We start from the raw sequence: 18126 nt of genomic DNA on the forward strand, positions 1-18126 counted from the left end.
CGCCCGCGCGGGCGGGCACCCCTCCGCGGTCCTACAGCCACCGCCCCCACCCGAACGCGAAGCGGTAGGCGCCACCCGCCGCCTCCTTCCCCCGGAGCCCTCCCAGCAGCATGACCGCGAGGGCGGCCAGGAACAGCGCGGCGAAGACACCCGTGATCAGCGCGCCGACGGCCGGACCCGCGAACGCCCCCACGATGCCGCTGGTGACCACCACCGCGCCCAGCCCCATGTGCGCGTCCTTCCGGTCCGCGCGCAGTACTTCGCGCACCGCCCCCCGGTCGCTCCGCAGGTCGGCCTCGTACCGCTCCCGCGCCGCCCCGGATCCGCGTCCGGGCCCTCCGGCCACTCCCTGTCCGTCACCCCTGCCCGCCCCTTCCTTGCGCGGTCCCCGTGTGATGAGCATCTTGACCGGTGCACGGGACGCGGACGCCCCGGGGTGGGTCGAGGACGTCGCGCGATGCACGCGGGGAAGGGGGCCCGAGATCGGCGATCACCTCAGCCGCGCGGCGTCCCGGGACCGCTACGGGCCGGGGCCCGAGTTCGGGATCGGCCGCATCGACCTCAGGGGCTCCGGGCCCTTCGGGCGGCTCACGGCGCCGCGCCCAGCCCCGCCCGGATCAGCGAGTCCAGCCGCCGCCAGGCCGGGGAGGCGGCGTTGACCGTGCTCTGGATGAGGGCGGGGATGTCCGAGGCCACGTCCACCTCGGGGGGCGCGCTCGATCCGTAGCGGCTCCGGGTCGCCTCGAGGATGTGCTGCGCCAGGTCGTCGATGCGGGGGTCGCCGGGATCGAGGGCGTACGCGTGGTCGTACCGCAGGAAGAGCTGCCGCAGCGCGGGCTCGGACAGCATCTCGCCCTGGTCCTGGAAGAGGGCTCCCGCCTGGTCCGGGTGGGTGGCGAAGACGAGGATCCACAGGTCCCGCTGGAGGTCCACCCACCGGGGGGTGAATCCCCAGCGCCGCAGGTCCTCCAGATGCGCCCGGACCCCGGCGGGCAGCAGCGTCGCCTCCCCGGAGGCGAGCTCGCGCAGACGCGCCCGCGTCGCCTGCAGTCCGCGGATCCGCTCGGCCAGTCGGCCGTCGATGTCGTGGAGCGCCCGGCGGAACTCCTCCTCGCCGGCCGCCCTCAGTTCCTGGATACGGGCCAGAGGGACGCCGGCTTCGGCGAGCGTCCGGATCTTGATGAGGGCGACGACGTCGTCCGCCCCGTAGCGCCGGTAGCCGGAGGCGTCGCGGCCGGGCTCGGGAAGCAGCCCCTTGGCGTGGTAGACGCGGATGGTCTTGATCGACACTCCGACGTACGCCGCGAGCTGCCCGATGGTGATCACCCGGCAATCGTGGCACTTGACCCTGCCCCAGGGGCAGGGTTGCACCCTGGCGCCATGGTGAACACGAACTTCGACCGCGAGACGCTGCGCGAGCTGGCCGACGCCGGGAACGAGAGCGCCCTGGACCGGCTGGCCGACCTCGCCGACGCCGCCGGGGACATCGAGGAGCTGAGCGAACTCCTGGACGAGGGGTCCATGCACGCGGGGTTCCTGCTGACCCGACGGGCGGCCGCCGCGGGCGACCTGCGCGAACTGCAGCGGATCGCCGACGCGGGGTACGAGGAGGCCGAGACGGAGCTCTCCCGACTGCTGGGCGCCTAGCGAGGACGCCATCGCGCGGCCGGTGGGCGGAGGCGGCGAGGCTGCGGGTTCAGTCGTGCAGGAGGCCGAGTCGCTCAGTGGCCCGTCGCCATCCCGCCGCCTCCGCCTGGGCACGGGTCCGGAGCTCCGTCACCAGGTGCCCCGGCCCGGCCCCGGCGCCGTCCGTCGCCCGGACCAGCGCGAGGTCCTCCGCCTGGCGCCGTGTCTCGGCGCCCGGTCCCGGCAGCGGGGGATCGTGCTGGTCCGCGGCCATGGCGGCGACCTGGAGGCACCGGAGGGCTCCGTCCCAGGGGCCTCCGGCACAGGCCGCAGCCGCCTCCGTTATCGCCGTGAGCGCGTCCATATGCATCATCACCGCACCCTCGGGTTCCGCCTCCTCCAGGAACTCCTCCAGGTCGGGGGCCTCATCGTCGGGATCCTCGTCCGTGTCGCCGCCGAACGGCCCGTACGAGTGGAACAGCTCGGTCATCGAGAGGGTCTGGTACTCCGCGGAGTGGCCGGCCAGTTGGTCGGCCAGGTCCCGTATCCGGTCCGATGCGGATCCCTCCCCGCCCTGGGCGCCGGACCAGCACTCCTGCAGCAGCTCCCGCGCCACTTCGGCCGCCGGGGCACCCCGGCGGCCGAAGCGCTCGTCGCCCAGGCACCCCGCCATGCGCTCGGCCGCCGCAAGGCCGACCAGGGCCGCCGCCCTTGGGCCGAGGGCGGCCAGGGCTGCCTGCCACTCGCGGAAGTCCCAGTTCTCCATGCCCACCCCTGATTCGACGCGTGCGCGTCATCTTGGCAGCACGCACCGGACCGCGCTGACGGGGAACCTGCGTGCCCCGCGCCCACTGAGCAGCGCTGCCCGCGTTCACCCACGGCCGGCTGACAGCCGTGGGTGACCGGGCTCAGCGCTGCTTGCGGATCACCTGATAGCGGCGCTCCACGTCATCCATGAACCAATCGGGTACCTCACCTGCGACGCGCAGGTGCTCGCGCTCTTCAGGCGAGAGCTTCTGTGCGGCGTCGTCCACGGCCGGCGCGTAGTCGGTCATCTTGTCCGATGCGTACTCACGCCGCAGGTCACCCCCCATCGCGGCGCCACCGGGGGTTCTGCTGAACAACACCGTGAACCACCCGAAGAAGCGCAGTTTGCCCGTCCTCTTCCGAAGGTCGTCGCGAACGATGAGCCAGCAGAGGCGTTCATCGGTCACGTTCGGCATCGGCCGTGCCTGCGTCATGCGTCTCGACCTCCCTGCGTGCGATCACCCGACCGCGTCGCGGCGGAGCATAGCGAGCGCCCCTGCCGGTGGCCCACCGGGATTCCAGGTGATCCTCCCCGCCGGCAGCCTCAGCCGGGGAGCGGGCACGAGCGGCCGGCGGGCCGCCTGATCAGCGTTCGGCGAGGACCGGCGTCCAGTCCAGGGTCCCCCCGTCGCCCGCGTCGCTGAAACCGCTCAGCGGTACTACCTCGTCGCTGCCGATCGTGACGAGCGCGAGCCGGAAGCGGGGTTCCTTCAAGCGCAGTCCGTAGTCCCAGGCGATCAGCCGCTTGTTGTCGATCCAGGCGAGCAACTCGTACCCGCGCACCGTGGTGACCGGTTTGCCGGTACGGGGGTCGATGAGGAGCCAGTGGGGCTGCTCGCCTGGGCGGCGGGGGCGCTGGAAGCCGCCCGCGACGAGCTTGCCGTCCGGGGACAGCCCCGACTCGTTGCGCCAGGACACGTGCGCCTCGTTGGCGGGCGCGGCGACCTGCTTGCCCGCAAAGTCGTAGTACTGGCGGTAAGGAGGCGAAGTGGTTCCGGAGTAGAGCAGCTTGCCGACACTGCTGAAGGAGAAGTCCTGGGCGCCGAGCGCGTCGACGACGGCGGCCTCGCTCCAGGAGGCCTTACCGAAGGCCACGTCCAGGACGTAGAAGCCGGTGTGGCCCTCCTGGGGGGCGTCTTGCCGCATCCAGTCCCTGTCGCCGTCGCCGTTGAAGTCGCGGCGCGCCTTGTGCAGCACCAGGTCGGGGTTCTTGCTGTACGTCGTCGCGACGAGCTTGCTGCCGTCGGGCGAGAACTCGACGTCCGCGACGCCGTGGTCGACCGGGATCCAGCGCTCGACCTCGCCGGTGAGCATGTTGAGCAGGCCGATCCGCTTGGCGGGCAGGTTCCTTTCCAGGACGGCGGCGGTCCGCATGCCGGGGGCGACGGCGACACGCGCCCACTTGGTCGTCTTCACGTACCTGCCGGTCTTCGGGTCCAGGAGCCGGTAGGTGCGGACGGCGAATTCACGGCCGTCGGCCTGCTTGGCGGTGTCCCAGGTGTAGTACGCGGCCATTGCGACGTCCCCCGCCGCGATCATGTCGCGGGGCGGCGTCTGGTCCGGGTGGGCGGAGACGTTCGCGAGGCGCCCGTCGTCCTTGCCGGAGGCCAGGAGCGGGACGGCCAGCGCGAAGGCGACCACGGCGGCGGTGGCCGCCGCGACGGACGCCAGCGCCTGGGTCCGACGACGCCGCCGGACCGCCAGCACCCGCTCGGCGAAGCCCGGCCCCAGCGCCGGCTGTTCGGCGGCCTGTTCGCGCAGCGAGTCGCGCACCAGCTCATCGACGTTCACGGACGCACCTCCACAGGCGAGAAGTCACGGGACGACTGCTGCTCGGCGTCCGCGGGGCCGAGTGCGGCCAGTTCGGGGGCCATGCCCCGCAACCGGGCCAGGGAGCGGTGCGTGGTGGACCGCACCGTGCCGACCGAGCAGCCCAGCAGACCGGCGACCTCGGCTTCGGGAAGGTCCTCGAAGTACCGCAGGACCAGGACGGTGCGCTGACGGGCGGTGAGCCGGGCCAGTGCGGCACGCATGACGATGCGCAGATCGGCCGCGCCGGGCCCGTCGTCGGCGCCGTGGAGCACGGCGCTCTCCAGCGGCTCGGGCACGCTCAGTTCGCGCCGCGGCCACTTCAGCCGCCAGCGGCTCACCTGCTGCCGGTAGAGGATCTGCCGTACGTACGCCTCGGGCTCCTCGATGCGGTGCCAGCGTCCCGCGGCCTTGATCAGCGCGTTCTGCAGCAGGTCCTCGGCCGCGTGCCGGTCACCGCCGCTGAGCAGGACGGCGGTCTTCAGCAGCGCGGACGACCTGCTCTCCACGAACTCCCTGAAGTTTTCCTGGCCCTCGGCATCCATCGTCACCTTCTCTAGACGTTCTGGGATCTTCCTCGACGGGCTTGCTGCCCTTGATGACGTGTGCGGTGGCCGCCCGCTATGCCTGTGTGCACGCAAGAAATCAGCGGGGCGGCCCACACCGGCATCCGGGGGGGGACGCCGACGGCGACTGAACACAAGCTCCAAAACGGTCGCGTCGCTGCGCCTCTGAGGAGCCCCCCATGCCCTACGGAGCCGGCGCCGCCGTCCACCCCTCCCCTCGCCCCGATGCCACTCCGGCCCGCGGCTGCGAGGTGTGCCTCGGCTGGGGGACCGTGGTCACCGACCAGGGGCGGTACGAACTCTGCCCGGCCTGCCAGTGCCGGGCTTTCCAAGTGGGGCGCGCGCAGTGATGATCTGCCCCACGATGACGAGGCCCCCACCGCGGCAACTGCGGTGGGGGCCTCGTCTCCGTCCGTCGGCGTCCCGGCATCACGATGGACGTCTGCACGCACGTGACTTCCGACACACAGCGTGAGCCCGTCAGCGCCATGGACCGTCCGCTCAGGCGCCGCCCCGACCGCGCGTGACCGCCCCGGTAGATGTCACCCGTGGACGTCGAACGCCCCGGACCGATCATGGTCCGGGGCGTCGTCGCTGGTCCCAACTGGAGCCGCCTGTCGGGTTCGAACCGACGACCTTCGCTTTACAAGAGCGGTGCTCTACCAGCTGAGCTAAGGCGGCACGGCACCGTCCCCGCTCCGGGGTACCCGGGAGACGGGTGGGGCCACGAGAAGTGTACCCAGGCGGGGAGGGGGGAGGGTCCGGGAATTGGCCGCCGGGAGGGTACTGACAAAGCGGGGCGGGCCAGGTAGCGTCACGGAAGGTCCACATCCTGTGGACTAGACCTCATTCCTTTACTCGGATCGTCCGGCACGTTCCTGCCGGTGAAGGGACCACTGCACCATGGCTACTGTCACTTTTGACAAGGCGACCCGGATCTACCCCGGGACCGAGCGCCCCGCCGTCGACGCGCTGCAGATCGACATCGCGGACGGCGAGTTCCTCGTCCTCGTCGGCCCCTCGGGCTGCGGAAAGTCGACCTCGCTCCGCATGCTGGCCGGCCTGGAGGACGTCAACGCCGGCGCCATCCGGATCGGTGACCGGGACGTCACCCACCTGCCGCCCAAGGACCGGGACATCGCCATGGTGTTCCAGAACTACGCGCTCTACCCGCACATGACCGTCGCGGACAACATGGGCTTCGCCCTGAAGATCGCGGGCGTCAACAAGGCCGACATCCGCAAGCGGGTCGAGGAAGCCGCCAAGATCCTGGACCTCACCGAGTACCTGGGCCGCAAGCCCAAGGCGCTCTCCGGTGGTCAGCGCCAGCGTGTGGCGATGGGCCGCGCGATCGTCCGTGAGCCGCAGGTCTTCCTCATGGACGAGCCGCTGTCCAACCTGGACGCCAAGCTCCGCGTCCAGACCCGTACGCAGATCGCCTCGCTGCAGCGCCGCCTCGGCACCACCACGGTCTACGTCACCCACGACCAGACCGAGGCCATGACCATGGGCGACCGCGTGGCGGTCCTCAAGGACGGTCTGCTGCAGCAGGTCGACACCCCGCGCCACATGTACGACCGGCCGGCCAACCTCTTCGTCGCGGGCTTCATCGGCTCCCCGGCGATGAACCTGGTCGAGGTGCCGATCACCGACGGCGGCGTGAAGTTCGGCAACTCCGTGGTGCCGGTCGAGCGCGACGCGGTGCAGGCCGCGGCGGACAAGGGCGACCGCACGGTCACCGTCGGCGTCCGCCCGGAGCACTTCGACATCGTCGACGGCGAGGGCCCGGGCCTGTCGAAGGACGAGCCGGCCGGTCTGGCCGTCACGGTGAACGTCGTCGAGGAGCTGGGCGCGGACGGTTTCGTCTACGGCTCGGCCGAGGTCGGCGGCGAGCACAAGGACCTGGTCATCCGCGTCGGCGGCCGCCAGGTGCCGGAGAAGGGCTCCGTGCTGCGCGTCGTGCCGCGCGCCGGCGAGAGCCACGTCTTCTCCACCTCCACCGGTGAGCGACTGAGCGACTGAGCCCCTGAGCGACCGAGCGGGCGGGTGACCGGGCATCCGGTCCCCGACCGCCCGCGGACACACCCGGCCCGGCCCCCGCGCAAGGGGGGCCGGGCCGCGGCCGTTCCGGGGGCCGAAACCCCCCGCATTTCCGGTCATACAATGGCGTTTCGACCATGTTCGTCAATGCGCCCGTAGTCGATCAAGGGGCATTCATCACTCATCAGAGTGGCTAAATGTCGCCAAATCATCACTCCTCGCTACCATCACTGCCGTGAACCAGGTAGCCCGCCGCATCGGCAAGTCACTCGCCCTCGTCCTCCCGGTCGTCCTCGTGCTCTCCGGCACCCTCGCCGTCACCCGCGTCCCGTGGGCGACTTCGGCGTCCGACGCCCAAGTCCTCACCGCCTCGCACCAGAAGGAGGCGGCGTCCCAGCGGTCGGCCCCGCAGGAGGTGCTCCGCCGCAAGCTGCTGGGCGAGCTGCAGGAGAAGAACCCCGGCATCGCCCTGACGCACCTGCAGCGCGAGATGAACGAGCGGCCTTCGCTGGCGCAGTACTGCGGTTCGATCGCCCGGTCCCTGGGCCGTGCCGCGGTCGCCAAGTACGGCTCGGTGCACCGCGCCCAGGCCTGGTCGCGGCCGGTCTGCGACACCGCCTTCGCGACGGGCGTGGCCTCGCTCGGATGACCCGACGCGCGGGTCGCGTAGGGTGCGCCCATGACCGGCACGCCCGCGACCTCCCCGGCGGTGACCCAGGCCGTCCTCCTCGCCGGAGGACAGGGCTCCCGCTTGAGGCCCTACACCGACACCCGCCCCAAGCCGATGATCGAGATCCCCGGAACCGGGATCCCGATCATCGGCCATCAACTTGCCTGGCTGGCCGCCGAGGGCGTCACCGACGCCGTGATCTCGTGCGGCCATCTCGCTGAGGTCCTCCAGGAGTGGCTCGCCGGCGCGGCGGCCGACCTGCCGCTGCGGGTGACCACGGTCGTCGAGCGCGAACCGCTCGGCCGCGGCGGCGGCCTGAGGCACGCCGCGGCCTCCCTGCCCCGGCCCCAGGAGCCCTGGTACGCCACCAACGGCGACATCTGGACGCGCTTCTCGCTGCGGGAGATGGCCGCCTTCCACATCGAGCGGGCCCCGGTCGCCACGCTGGCGCTGGCCCGTCCGCGCATCCCGTGGGGCGCCGTGGAGACCGACGAGTTCGGCCACGTCCTGGACTTCATCGAGGCCCCGCCCTCGCCGTTCCTCATCAACGCGGGCGTCTACGTCTTCTCCCCCGAGTTCACCGGGCTGCTCCCGGAACGCGGTGACCACGAGCGCACCACCTTCCCCCAACTCGCCCGGGAACGGCGGCTCGCGGGCTTCCCGCTGCCCCAGGGCGCGTACTGGCGGGCCATCGACACCGCCAAGGACCTGGCCGAGGCCGCGAAGGAACTCGCCTCGCAGCCCTGAGCGCACCGACCGCGGCACAGCCCGCGCCACGGGCAGCACCACGGGCAGCGCCGCAGGCAGCGGCAGGGAACGACGAAGAGGCGGCCGGAGGGTGGAACCTCCGGCCGCCTCTTCCCGTGTGCCGTACGGGCGTTACGCGACCTTGCCCGAGCCGTGCCGCGCCGGGGCCCCGAGCAGCCAGCCCGAGGTCTCGCCGCTGCCCAGCAGCCCGCCGAGCGCGCCGCCGCTGTCGGAGGAACCACCGCCGGTGCCGCCGGTGCCGTTGCCGCCGCCCTGCGTCGGCGGGTTGCTGGGCACCGTGGGGCGGGACGGGACGGACGGCGCGGGCCGCGCGGGCCCGCCGCCGGTGCCGCCGCCACTGCCGGTGTTGGCCGAGGACGACCCGGGACGCGAGTGCGTGGCGTTCGGCGCCGAGGACGCCGCCCCCCGAGCCGACGGCGAGGAGGACGGGGAGGACGAGGGACCGCCGGAACGGCCCGCCGAGGGGGCCGTGGAGGGCCGGGACGACTTCTCCCCGGGCACCTCGGGCAGCGGGGAGCCTTCCAGGTTGTTGGTCGGGACGTCGGTCGGGGCGGGGAGCTGCGTGCGCGGGCTGGTGGACCGTACGGCGGTGCCGAGGGTGGCACCGACCACGAGCGAGATCCCGACCAGCACCGTGGCCAGCACCGCGCCGCGCCGCAGCACCCGGCTCCGCAACTCCCCCAGCGGGGCGCGCGGGCCGAGCTTGCGCCAGGCCTCGCTCGCCAGCCGGCCGTCGGCGGAGTAGACCGGCGCCCCCGCGATGACCAGCGGGCTCCAGGCGGCGAGCAGGATGATGTCGGGCGTGTCGTACGCCGGGACGGTCCGCCAGCTCACCGTCACCAGCAGCGCCGCCGACAGCAGGGCGCCGATCGACGCCGCGAACCGCTGCCAGAGCCCGAAGACCGTGAGCACACCGGCGATCACCTGCAGGAAGGCCACCGTGAGTCCGGCGCCGATGGGGTGCGCGAGGGCGAGGTCGCGCAGCGGCTCGGCCAGCCCCGACGGGTGGAGCGAGGCGAGCCAGGTCACCATCGAGCCGCGCTTGCCGCCGTCGAAGTACACGGGGTCGCAGAGCTTGCCCATGCCGGCGTAGATGGAGATGAAGCCCAGGAAGATGCGCAGCGGCAGCAGCACGATGCCGAGGTTCATCCGGCGGCCGGGGTAGTAGGCGTGCCGGATGGGTTCGGCGCGTTCGCGGTTGCGGGCGCGGCCGTACTCCTCGTCGGGATCCGCGTACGGATCGAAGTCGGGGTCCTCGTCGACGGGGCCGGCGGGCGGCGCGGCGTACGCGAACTCGCTGGTGTCCTCGGGGTCGAGGTAGTCGTCGTAGGCGCCGCGCGCGGGGCGGATGCCGCCGAGCATCTCGCCGGGCGCCGGCGGCCGGCGCGGCGGGCCGACGACGGGCTGCGGCGGCTCCTCGATCCGCGGCAGCACCTGCGTCGCGGCGCCGAGGTCGGGGCCGCCCACCTGACCGTGGCGCACCGCGGCGAGCAGGTGGCCGGCAGCGGCGTCGCCGGGTTCGCTGCGCCCGGACCACACCAGGGGCGCACCGCGCCGCTGTGCGGCCGCGGAGGGGCGGACGGAGGTCGGAATGACGGGGACGCGCTGGGTCCTCGTCAGGGCACGGCCCGACGCCGCGCCGAGCTGCACGCGGAAGCTCGCGTGATTGACGATGACCTGGGCCGGGTCGGAGGAGACCTTATGCATGTTGAGCACAGGCTCGTCGGTGACCGCCGACGACCGTCCCCCCGGAGGAGTGCGGGGTGTTCTGGTGTCCACACTCATCTAACCGAGTGACACCCGATAAGGACACTGTGTGACGGGCCCCGTTGTGTCCGAGGCCCGTCAATCAGGGGTTGTCGCCGGGGCGCGCACGGGGGCGCGTCCGGGTTCAGGCCCGGCGGCGCGCCGCCTCGTAGAGCACGATGCCCGCGGCGACGCCCGCGTTCAGCGACTCGGCGCCACCCGGCATCGGGATGCGCACCCGCAGGTCGCAGGTCTCCCCGACGAGCCGCGACAGGCCCTTGCCCTCCGAACCCGCGACGACGACGACCGGGCCGGCCAGCGCCTCGAGGTCCTGCAGCTCGGTCTCGCCGTCGGCGGTCAGGCCGACGACCGTGAGGCCCGCCTTCTGGTAGGCCTCGAGCGTGCGGGTGAGGTTGGTGGCCCGGGCGACCGAGACGCGCGCGGCGGTGCCGGCCGAGGTCTTCCAGGCGCCCGCGGTCATCCCGGCGGCGCGGCGCTCGGGCACGACGACCCCGTGGCCGCCGAAGGCGGCGACGGAGCGGACGACGGCGCCGAGGTTGCGCGGGTCGGTGACCCCGTCCAGCGCGACGATCAGCGGGTCCTCGCCCGCGTCGAAGGCCTCGGCGGCGAGGTCCTCGGGGTGGGCGTACTCGTACGGCGGGATCTGCAGCACCAGGCCCTGGTGGTTGAGCCCGTTGGTGATGCGGTCGAGCTCCGGCCGCGGGGCCTCCATCAGCGGGATGCCCCGGTCGGTGGCGAGCTTGATCGCCTCGCGCACGCGCTCGTCGTTGTCGATGAACTGCTGGACGTAGACCGCCGAGGCCGGGATGTCGGCGCGCAGCGCCTCCACCACCGGGTTGCGCCCGGCCACCAGCTCCGAGGTGGACTTGGAGCCCCGGCCGGACGGACGGCGCGACTGCGTGGACGCGGCGCGCTTCACCCTGGCGTTCGCGGCACGCTGCTTGGCGTGCCCCTTGCGCGCCTCCGCGGGCGGGGTGGGGCCCTTGCCCTCCAGACCCCTGCGCCGCTGCCCGCCGCTACCGACCGTGGCGCCCTTCTTGTTGGACGTGCGGCGGTTCCTGCGCTGGCTGTTGCCGGCCATGGGTCACCTGTTTCCTGCTGCTGTTGCTGCTACTGCGTGAACGTACGTACGTGTCAATGATGACGCGGACGCCCGGCTACCGGGAGCCGAGCGTCCAGCGCGGCCCGGAGGGGGTGTCCTCGATCTCCAGCCCGGACTGCTGGAGCCGGTCGCGGATGGCGTCGGCGGTCGCGTAGTCCTTGCGCCCCCGGGCCGACTCCCGCTGCTCCAGCACCAGCCGGACGAGGGAGTCCACGACCCCGTGCAGGTCCTCCCCGCGACCGTCGCCGGACCAGTGCGCGTCCAGCGGGTCCAGGCCCAGGACGCCGAGCATCGCGCGCACCTCGGCGAGGCGGGCGACGGCGCTCTCCTTGTCGTCCGCGGTGAGCGCGGAGTTGCCCTGCCGGACGGTGGTGTGGACGATCGCCAGCGCCTGCGGGACGCCCATGTCGTCGTCCATCGCCTCGGCGAAGGCCGGCGGCACCTCGGCGGCCGGCTCGACCGGGCCCGCCATCTCGACGACCCGCTGCACGAAGCCCTCGATCCGCGCGAACGCCGACTCGGCCTCGCGCAGCGACTCCTCGCTGTACTCGATCATCGAGCGGTAGTGCGGGGTGCCGAGGTAGTAGCGCAGCACGATGGGCCGCCACCGCTTGGTCATCTCGCTCACGAGCACCGAGTTGCCGAGCGACTTGCTCATCTTCTCGCCGCTCATCGTGACCCAGGCGTTGTGCACCCAGTACTGCGCGAAGTCGTCGCCGAAGGCCTTGGCCTGGGCGATCTCGTTCTCGTGGTGCGGGAAGATCAGGTCGATGCCGCCGCCGTGGATGTCGAAGGCGGTGCCCAGGTACTTGTGGGCCATCGCGGAGCACTCCAGGTGCCAGCCGGGACGGCCGGGGCCCCACGGCGTCTCCCAGAACGGCTCGCCGGGCTTGACGGCCTTCCACATCGCGAAGTCGCGCGCGTCCCGCTTGCCGGTCTCGCCCTCGCTCTCCGGCTGGCGCAGGTTGTCGAGCTCCTGGTTGGACAGCTCCAGGTAGTCCGGGAAGGAGCGGACGTCGAAGTAGACGTTGCCCTCGGACTCGTAGGCGTGGCCGCGCTCGATGAGGCCGCGCATCATCTCGATCATCTCGGGCACGTGGCCGGTGGCGCGCGGCTCGTACGTCGGCGGCAGGCAGCCGAGCGCGTCGTAACCCTCGTTGAAGGCCCGCTCGTTCTCGTAGCCGATCGCCCACCAGGGGCGGCCCTGCTCGCCGGACTTGGCGATGATCTTGTCGTCGATGTCGGTGACGTTGCGGACGAACGTCACGTCGTAGCCGCGGTAGGCGAACCAGCGGCGCATGATGTCGAAGTTCAGGCCCGACCGGATGTGCCCGATGTGCGGGGCCGCCTGCACGGTCGCGCCGCACAGGTAGATCGAGACGCAGCCCGGCCGGAGCGGGGTGAAGTCACGGACCTGGCGCGCGTCGGTGTCGTACAGGCGAATAGTCACGCATCAAGGGTAGTGGTCCCGGGCGCGTGCGCCGTCCGATCCACGGGAGCTTCATGGTGTTGTGACGCTCGCGGGGGCCGTCGCACCGGCCGCGGGAGCGCCCGGCGGGCGGGCGCTTCACCCGTACGGCGGACGGCACGGCCCTGCGGGCGCCGGGTCAACTCCTCCGTGCCGCCGGTCACTTCACGCGGCGGACCACCAGCGCGGTCGCCACGGCCGCCAGCCCCTCGCCGCGCCCGGTGAAGCCCAGACCGTCGGTCGTCGCGCCGGAGACCGCCACGGGGGCGCCCACGGCGGCGGACAGGATCTTCTGGGCCTCGTCGCGGCGCTTGCCGATCTTGGGGCGGGGGCCGATGACCTGGACGGCCACGTTGCCGATGTCGTAGCCCGCCTCGCGGACGATCCGGGCGGCCTCCGTGAGCAAGGTCACACCGGGTGCGCCCGACCACTCCGGGCGCCCGGTGCCGAAGTGCGCGCCCAGGTCGCCCATGCCGGCGGCGGAGAACAGCGCGTTGCAGGCGGCGTGCGCGACGACGTCGGCGTCGGAGTGCCCGGCCAGGCCGTCCCCCTCGCCCTCCCACAGCAGACCGGCGACCCACAGTTCGCGGCCCGCCTCGAAGGCGTGGATGTCGGTGCCGATGCCCACCTGGGGCAGCACGGGGACGTGGGCGGCCGGGGCGGTGCCCGTCGGCTCAGTAGTCATCGGTGGCCCTCCTGCGGGCGAGGACGGCCTCGGCGAGGACCAGGTCCAGCGGGCGGGTGACCTTGAAGGCCTCCTCGTGCCCCGGCACGACCAGCACCGGGACGCCGAGCCGCTCGACCATGCTCGCGTCGTCCGTGACCGGCCCGGTGACCGTGGTGTGCGCCTTGAGCAGCGTCGCCCGGTCGAAGCCCTGGGGGGTCTGGACGGCGCGCAGCAGCGAGCGGTCCGGGGTGCCGACGACGGCGTCGGTCGCCGGGTCGATCTCCTTGACCGTGTCGGCCAGCGGCAGCCCCGGCACGACGGCCGAGGCGCCGTCCCGCACGGCGGCGGCGACGGCGTCGACCATGTCGACCGGCACCAGCGGGCGGGCGGCGTCGTGGACGAGCACCACCTCGACTTCGTCCGGCAGCGCGGCCAGGCCCAGCCGTACCGAGTCCTGCCGGCTCTCGCCGCCGGCGACGACCCTTATGTCCTTGGCCTCGGGCAGGCCGTTGCTGTCGAGCAGCGCCCTGACCTCGGCGACCCCGTCCGGGGGCGCCACGACGACGACCAGTGACACCGCACGGGCGCGGGTCATGGCACGCACGGCGTGCACGAGGATGGGGACGCCGCCCAGGGTGCGCAGCGCCTTGGGCGCACCGGGGCCGAGCCGGACTCCACGTCCGGCGGCGGGAATGACTGCCGCGGTAGTCAGGTTTGTGTCCTTGGCCGAAATGGGTATCGCCTCAACGTGCCGGGCGCGAAGCCCCTGTCGGACCCTTCCGTGACACCGACAGGGCCAGCTGCCCGGGCCCGGCACCCAGTATGCAGGGGGAAGCGACGCGCGAATGAAGACGAGGGGGATCCTCGGCGTCGTCGTAGTGCCAGGCCACCGTGAGGGCGCCCCGGCATGCCGCAGTGCCCGGCGTAGGGAACGCACCGGGCACCACGGCGGAAATCCGCGTCAGGACGCGAGGACCTCGTCGAGGAGGGTCTCGGCCTTGTCCTCGTTGGTGTTCTCCGCGAGCGCGAGCTCACTGACCAGGATCTGGCGGGCCTTGGCGAGCATGCGCTTCTCGCCGGCCGACAGCCCGCGCTCCCGCTCGCGACGCCACAGGTCACGCACGACTTCCGCGACCTTGATGACATCGCCGGAGGCGAGTTTCTCCAGATTCGCCTTGTACCGGCGGGACCAGTTGGTGGGCTCCTCGGTGTACGGTGCGCGCAGCACCTCGAAGACCCGGTCCAGCCCTTCCTGACCGACCACGTCGCGCACGCCGACGAACTCCGCATTGTCCGCGGGCACGCGTACCGTCAAGTCGCCCTGGGCGACCTTGAGCACCAAGTAGGTCTTGTCCACGCCTTTGATCTGGCGAGTTTCGATGGCCTCGATCAGCGCGGCCCCGTGATGGGGATAGACCACGGTGTCGCCAACCTTGAACGTCATGTGACAGGTACCCCTTCCGTGGCTATCCAGGGTAACACGGGAACGGCTGGTTCTGAATGGCGTTTTCGCAGGTCAGGGCATATCTCGGGGCTTGACAAGTGCGCCCGGAACGTGCTGCGGGAGGGGGGCGGAAGGCGGAATTCGCAGGTCGGAGTGGGTGTCGAGGGGCCCTGAAACGCTGCCGTTACACCCTTCCGAGGGCCAGGACAAGGGGAGGAACATCCCGATTTGTCGCTCTCTTGCGGGGGGTCTCTCGCTACTCCGTTCGGCCGCCACGGGCTTGATTGATCCATTTTCGCACCACGCCGGATTTCCGTCCGGCGGATGAACGGTAAATGGATCTTGCCGGTGTGGCGGGAATCGTTCGGCGGAATCCCGTAATGGATTCCGCCGCGCCCGCGCCGTTCCGCCCGGGGCCCCGTGGAAGGCCCCCGACGGCCCCCTGGAACGTCTCCCGGACACCCGGGTGGGTGAAGCCCCGGCCCGCCGGGGGGTGGCCCGGTGCGGGCGCACGAGACAGGCTCGGTAACCTAATCCAGCACCAGGTAACCCGTAAGTCCCGTACGTCCGTACCTCCGTACCCCGCCCAAGGAGATGCCGCCGCCGTGAGCAGCAGCCTTCGACGCGGCGCTCTCGCCGCCGCCCTTGCACTCTCGCTCTTCCCGCTCGCCGCCTGCGCTGCCGGGAACAGCGCGGAGACGCTGCGCGTCAGGCCGGACAACGCCGCGACCAGCGTCGGCGACATCGAGGTCCAGAACGTCGTCGTGCTCACCCAGGCCACCTCCGACGGTTCCTCCTCGGTGACGGCCAAGATCTTCAACAACGGCGACGAGTCGCAGACCCTGGACTCCGTGAAGGTCGGCACCCTGGACGCCGACCTGTCCGGCACGATCACCCTGCCCGGCCACAGCTCCGTGCTGCTCGGCGGTGACGGCAACCCGTCCGCCCTGTTCAAGGGCGGATCCGCGAGCAAGACCGACGGCGACTTCAAGGACGTCGTCTTCGACTTCAGCAAGACCGGCGAGGTCTCCCTGCAGAGCCTCGCGCTGCCCGCCGCCGGCTACTACGCCTCCTTCGGGCCGAGCGAGAAGCCCTCGCCCACGGAGACCGCGAGCCCGGGCGAGTCGCCCGCCGAGGGCGCCACGGCCTCGCCGACCGAGACCGAGACGATCACCGAGTCGCCCGCCGGCTGAGCACACCCCGGCACGCGAAGGGGCCCCGGGAGCACATCGCCCCCGGGGCCCCTTCCTGTCCGGTCACCGGTTCTACGGCTGGAACCCGAAGCCAGGCCGCGGCCGGTTTACGGCTCGAACTTGTAGCCCAGGCCACGGACCGTCACCAGGTAGCGCGGCGCGCCCGGGTCCGGCTCGATCTTGGCGCGGAGGCGCTTGACGTGGACGTCGAGGGTCTTGGTGTCGCCGACGTAGTCGGCGCCCCAGACCCGGTCGATGAGCTGCATGCGGGTGAGGACGCGGCCCGCGTTGCGCAGCAGCATCTCCAGGAGGTCGAACTCTTTGAGCGGCAGGTCGACCTTGCCGCCGCCCACCGTCACGACGTGCCGGTCGACGTCCATGCGGACCGGGCCGGCCTCCAGCGCCGACGGCGAGATCTCCTCGGGCTCGCCGCGACGGCGCAGCACCGCCCGGATCCGGGCGACCAGCTCGCGGGAGGAGAAGGGCTTGGTGACGTAGTCGTCCGCTCCTATTTCGAGACCGACAACCTTGTCGATCTCGCTGTCCTTCGCGGTGACCATGATCACCGGGACGTTGGACTTCAGCCGCAGCTGGCGGCAGACCTCCGTGCCGGGCAGGCCCGGCAGCATCAGGTCGAGCAGGACCAGGTCGGCGCCGTTGCGCTCGAACTCGTCCAGCCCGTCGGGCCCGGTCGCCGCGATGGCGACCTCGAAGCCTTCCTTGCGGAGCATGTACGACAGGGCATCACTGAAGGACTCTTCGTCCTCGACGACGAGTACTCGGGTCACGGGAGGACCTCCGGGGCGGGGATGTGATCGGGGAACGTCTCGTAGAGGGCGGAAGAGGACCCGGAGCCGGGCCCGCCGTCCTCCACCGCCACGGCGGTGGAGCGGTCCCGGCCGTCCCGGGACGCCGCGGCTTCGGGCAGCCGCAGGGTGAAGGTGGAGCCCTGGCCTTCGGCGCTCCACACCGTGACCTCCCCGCCGTGGGAGGCGGCCACGTGCTTGACGATGGACAGACCGAGGCCGGTGCCGCCCGTGGCGCGCGAGCGCGCCGGGTCGACCCGGTAGAACCGCTCGAAGACGCGGTCCCGGTCCTTTTCGGAGATGCCGATCCCCTGGTCGGTCACGGAGATCTCGATCAGGTCGCCACTGGGTGCGGAGACCCTGCGGCCCGCGATGCCCACGCGGGTACGGACCGGGCTGTAGTTGACCGCGTTCTCGACGAGGTTGCCGAGCGCGGCCGCGAGCTGGCCACGGTTGCCCCAGATGTACAGCTCGGGGGCGCCGCCGGTGGCCATGGTGATCTGCTTGGCGTTCGCCGGGTGGCGGCAGCGGTCGACCGCCTCGGCGACGAGGTCGTCGACGGCGACCGGCTCGGCATCGTCGAGGGGGTTGTCGTCCTGGACCCGGGAGAGGTCGATGATCTCCTGGACCAGGCTGGTCAGCCGGGCGGCCTCGATCTGCATCCGGCCCGCGAAGCGCTCGACGGCCTCGGGGTCGTCACTGGCGTCCATCACCGCTTCGGAGAGCAGCGACAGCGCGCCGACCGGGGTCTTGAGCTCATGGCTCACGTTGGCGACGAAGTCGCGCCGCACCGCCTCGATGCGCCGGGCGTCGGTCAGGTCCTCGACCAGGAGCAGCACCAGGCGCGAGCCCAGTGGTGCCACCCGGGCGGAGACCGCGAGGCCCTCGCCGCGGCCGGCGCCCCGGCGCGGCAGGTCCAGTTCCACCTGCCGTATCTCGCCGTCCCGCCGGGTCTCCCGGGCCATCTGCAGCATCTGGTCGACGGCGAGCCTTCCGCCACGAACCAGCCCGAGGGCGTACGCCGCCGAGCTTGCCTTGACCACCGTGTCGCCCTCGTCGAGGACGACGGCCGACGAGCGCAGCACGGACAGCACCGTGTCCACGCCCGGCGGTAGTACGGCTGCGGCGTCGGGCCGCAGGGATGTGCGCGTCGGGCGGGCCTGCTCCCGCTCGCTCCAGCGGAACGCGAGCACAGCGATCACACCGGTGCAGAGCCCGGCGATCGCACTGGCTGCGGCGACTGCCGCGTTCACGTCCATACCCCCAGGTTAGGGGGACGGAATGAGTGACCCACAGCGGTCGGAGCGTCTTCTCGAACGCGCGTTGCCAAGAGTTCACCGTGGTGTCAGCACCGGTTCATTCCCGATGCTCGAGCGGTACGCGTGTGCGCGCG

At 72.1% G+C, this 18126-nt stretch carries 20 protein-coding genes and 1 tRNA gene; 6 read left to right on the top strand and 15 right to left on the bottom strand.

Annotation, left to right across the window (positions count from 1 at the left end; genetic code table 11):
* Positions 1-31: 31 nt before the first annotated feature.
* Positions 32-346, bottom strand: coding sequence for a hypothetical protein (locus tag ACFYYN_RS29290; RefSeq protein WP_500548141.1), 315 nt, complete (start codon positions 344-346; stop codon positions 32-34).
* A 242-nt stretch (positions 347-588) separates the two neighbouring features.
* On the bottom strand, positions 589-1326 hold the full coding sequence (locus tag ACFYYN_RS29295) for a MerR family transcriptional regulator (protein ID WP_500548142.1): 738 nt from the start codon (positions 1324-1326) through the stop codon (positions 589-591).
* A 54-nt stretch (positions 1327-1380) separates the two neighbouring features.
* On the opposite strand from ACFYYN_RS29295, the gene ACFYYN_RS29300 reads away from it, so the two are divergent.
* Positions 1381-1647 carry a hypothetical protein gene (locus ACFYYN_RS29300; RefSeq protein ID WP_500548143.1) on the top strand — a complete coding sequence of 89 codons (267 nt, stop codon included), beginning with the start codon at positions 1381-1383 and terminating at the stop codon, positions 1645-1647.
* Positions 1648-1696: 49 nt separating this feature from the next.
* Here ACFYYN_RS29300 and ACFYYN_RS29305 read toward each other — a convergent pair whose 3' ends face one another.
* From ACFYYN_RS29305 to ACFYYN_RS29320, 4 genes are all read right to left on the bottom strand, one after another.
* Positions 1697-2392 carry a hypothetical protein gene (locus ACFYYN_RS29305; protein ID WP_500548144.1) on the bottom strand — a complete coding sequence of 232 codons (696 nt, stop codon included), beginning with the start codon at positions 2390-2392 and terminating at the stop codon, positions 1697-1699.
* 142 nt (positions 2393-2534) lie between these two features.
* Positions 2535-2867 carry a hypothetical protein gene (locus ACFYYN_RS29310; protein ID WP_500548145.1) on the bottom strand — a complete coding sequence of 111 codons (333 nt, stop codon included), beginning with the start codon at positions 2865-2867 and terminating at the stop codon, positions 2535-2537.
* A gap of 151 nt (positions 2868-3018) precedes the next feature.
* Complete coding sequence (locus ACFYYN_RS29315) at positions 3019-4224, bottom strand: WD40 repeat domain-containing protein (RefSeq protein ID WP_500548146.1); 1206 nt, start codon at positions 4222-4224, stop codon at positions 3019-3021.
* On the bottom strand, positions 4221-4787 hold the full coding sequence (locus ACFYYN_RS29320; RefSeq protein ID WP_500548147.1) for a SigE family RNA polymerase sigma factor: 567 nt from the start codon (positions 4785-4787) through the stop codon (positions 4221-4223). Before ACFYYN_RS29320 ends, ACFYYN_RS29315 begins: the two co-directional genes overlap by 4 nt.
* A gap of 200 nt (positions 4788-4987) precedes the next feature.
* Between ACFYYN_RS29320 and ACFYYN_RS29325 the strand changes: the two genes are divergently transcribed.
* Positions 4988-5158, top strand: a complete 171-nt coding sequence (locus tag ACFYYN_RS29325) for a hypothetical protein (RefSeq protein WP_500548148.1) — start codon at positions 4988-4990, stop codon at positions 5156-5158.
* Positions 5159-5413: 255 nt separating this feature from the next.
* Here ACFYYN_RS29325 and ACFYYN_RS29330 read toward each other — a convergent pair.
* Positions 5414-5489 (bottom strand) — tRNA-Thr (locus tag ACFYYN_RS29330).
* 222 nt (positions 5490-5711) lie between these two features.
* On the opposite strand from ACFYYN_RS29330, the gene ACFYYN_RS29335 reads away from it, so the two are divergent.
* The 3 genes from ACFYYN_RS29335 (at position 5712) to ACFYYN_RS29345 (ending at position 8265) form a co-directional block, all read left to right on the top strand.
* On the top strand, positions 5712-6830 hold the full coding sequence (locus ACFYYN_RS29335; RefSeq protein WP_500548149.1) for an ABC transporter ATP-binding protein: 1119 nt from the start codon (positions 5712-5714) through the stop codon (positions 6828-6830).
* 253 nt (positions 6831-7083) lie between these two features.
* Complete coding sequence (locus ACFYYN_RS29340; RefSeq protein ID WP_499513191.1) at positions 7084-7497, top strand: hypothetical protein; 414 nt, start codon at positions 7084-7086, stop codon at positions 7495-7497.
* A gap of 30 nt (positions 7498-7527) precedes the next feature.
* Complete coding sequence (locus ACFYYN_RS29345; RefSeq protein ID WP_500548150.1) at positions 7528-8265, top strand: nucleotidyltransferase family protein; 738 nt, start codon at positions 7528-7530, stop codon at positions 8263-8265.
* Between the two features lie 132 nt (positions 8266-8397).
* On the opposite strand, the gene ACFYYN_RS29350 is transcribed toward ACFYYN_RS29345, so the two are convergent.
* The 6 genes from ACFYYN_RS29350 to ACFYYN_RS29375 form a co-directional block, all read right to left on the bottom strand.
* Positions 8398-9993, bottom strand: coding sequence for a DoxX family protein (locus ACFYYN_RS29350; protein WP_500548206.1), 1596 nt, complete (start codon positions 9991-9993; stop codon positions 8398-8400).
* Positions 9994-10177: 184 nt separating this feature from the next.
* Positions 10178-11134 (bottom strand): 23S rRNA (guanosine(2251)-2'-O)-methyltransferase RlmB, encoded by a 957-nt coding sequence (gene rlmB / locus ACFYYN_RS29355; protein ID WP_500330232.1) that lies wholly within the window; start codon positions 11132-11134, stop codon positions 10178-10180.
* A 76-nt stretch (positions 11135-11210) separates the two neighbouring features.
* Complete coding sequence (gene cysS, locus ACFYYN_RS29360; protein WP_500548151.1) at positions 11211-12605, bottom strand: cysteine--tRNA ligase; 1395 nt, start codon at positions 12603-12605, stop codon at positions 11211-11213.
* Positions 12606-12783: 178 nt separating this feature from the next.
* Positions 12784-13308: a 2-C-methyl-D-erythritol 2,4-cyclodiphosphate synthase gene (ispF, locus tag ACFYYN_RS29365; protein ID WP_500548152.1), complete on the bottom strand. Its 525-nt coding sequence runs from the start codon at positions 13306-13308 to the stop codon at positions 12784-12786.
* Entirely contained in the window at positions 13298-14023 is a 726-nt protein-coding gene (ispD, locus tag ACFYYN_RS29370) for a 2-C-methyl-D-erythritol 4-phosphate cytidylyltransferase (protein ID WP_499516900.1), read from the bottom strand. Before ispD ends, ispF begins: the two co-directional genes overlap by 11 nt.
* 228 nt (positions 14024-14251) lie before the next feature.
* Positions 14252-14734 carry a CarD family transcriptional regulator gene (locus tag ACFYYN_RS29375; RefSeq protein ID WP_018559600.1) on the bottom strand — a complete coding sequence of 161 codons (483 nt, stop codon included), beginning with the start codon at positions 14732-14734 and terminating at the stop codon, positions 14252-14254.
* Positions 14735-15339: 605 nt separating this feature from the next.
* Here ACFYYN_RS29375 and ACFYYN_RS29380 point away from each other — a divergent pair.
* A complete protein-coding gene (locus ACFYYN_RS29380) occupies positions 15340-15927 on the top strand; it encodes a DUF461 domain-containing protein (protein WP_500548153.1) in 588 nt (195 codons plus the stop codon).
* A 107-nt stretch (positions 15928-16034) separates the two neighbouring features.
* On the opposite strand, the gene phoP is transcribed toward ACFYYN_RS29380, so the two are convergent.
* A complete protein-coding gene (phoP, locus tag ACFYYN_RS29385) occupies positions 16035-16715 on the bottom strand; it encodes a two-component system response regulator PhoP (protein WP_475986601.1) in 681 nt (226 codons plus the stop codon).
* Complete coding sequence (phoR, locus tag ACFYYN_RS29390) at positions 16712-17992, bottom strand: two-component system sensor histidine kinase PhoR (protein ID WP_500330239.1); 1281 nt, start codon at positions 17990-17992, stop codon at positions 16712-16714. Before phoR ends, phoP begins: the two co-directional genes overlap by 4 nt.
* Positions 17993-18126 lie beyond the last annotated feature (134 nt).

The organism is Streptomyces sp. NPDC001902 (genome assembly GCF_042891295.1).
In the GTDB taxonomy this organism is placed as follows: domain Bacteria; phylum Actinomycetota; class Actinomycetes; order Streptomycetales; family Streptomycetaceae; genus Actinacidiphila.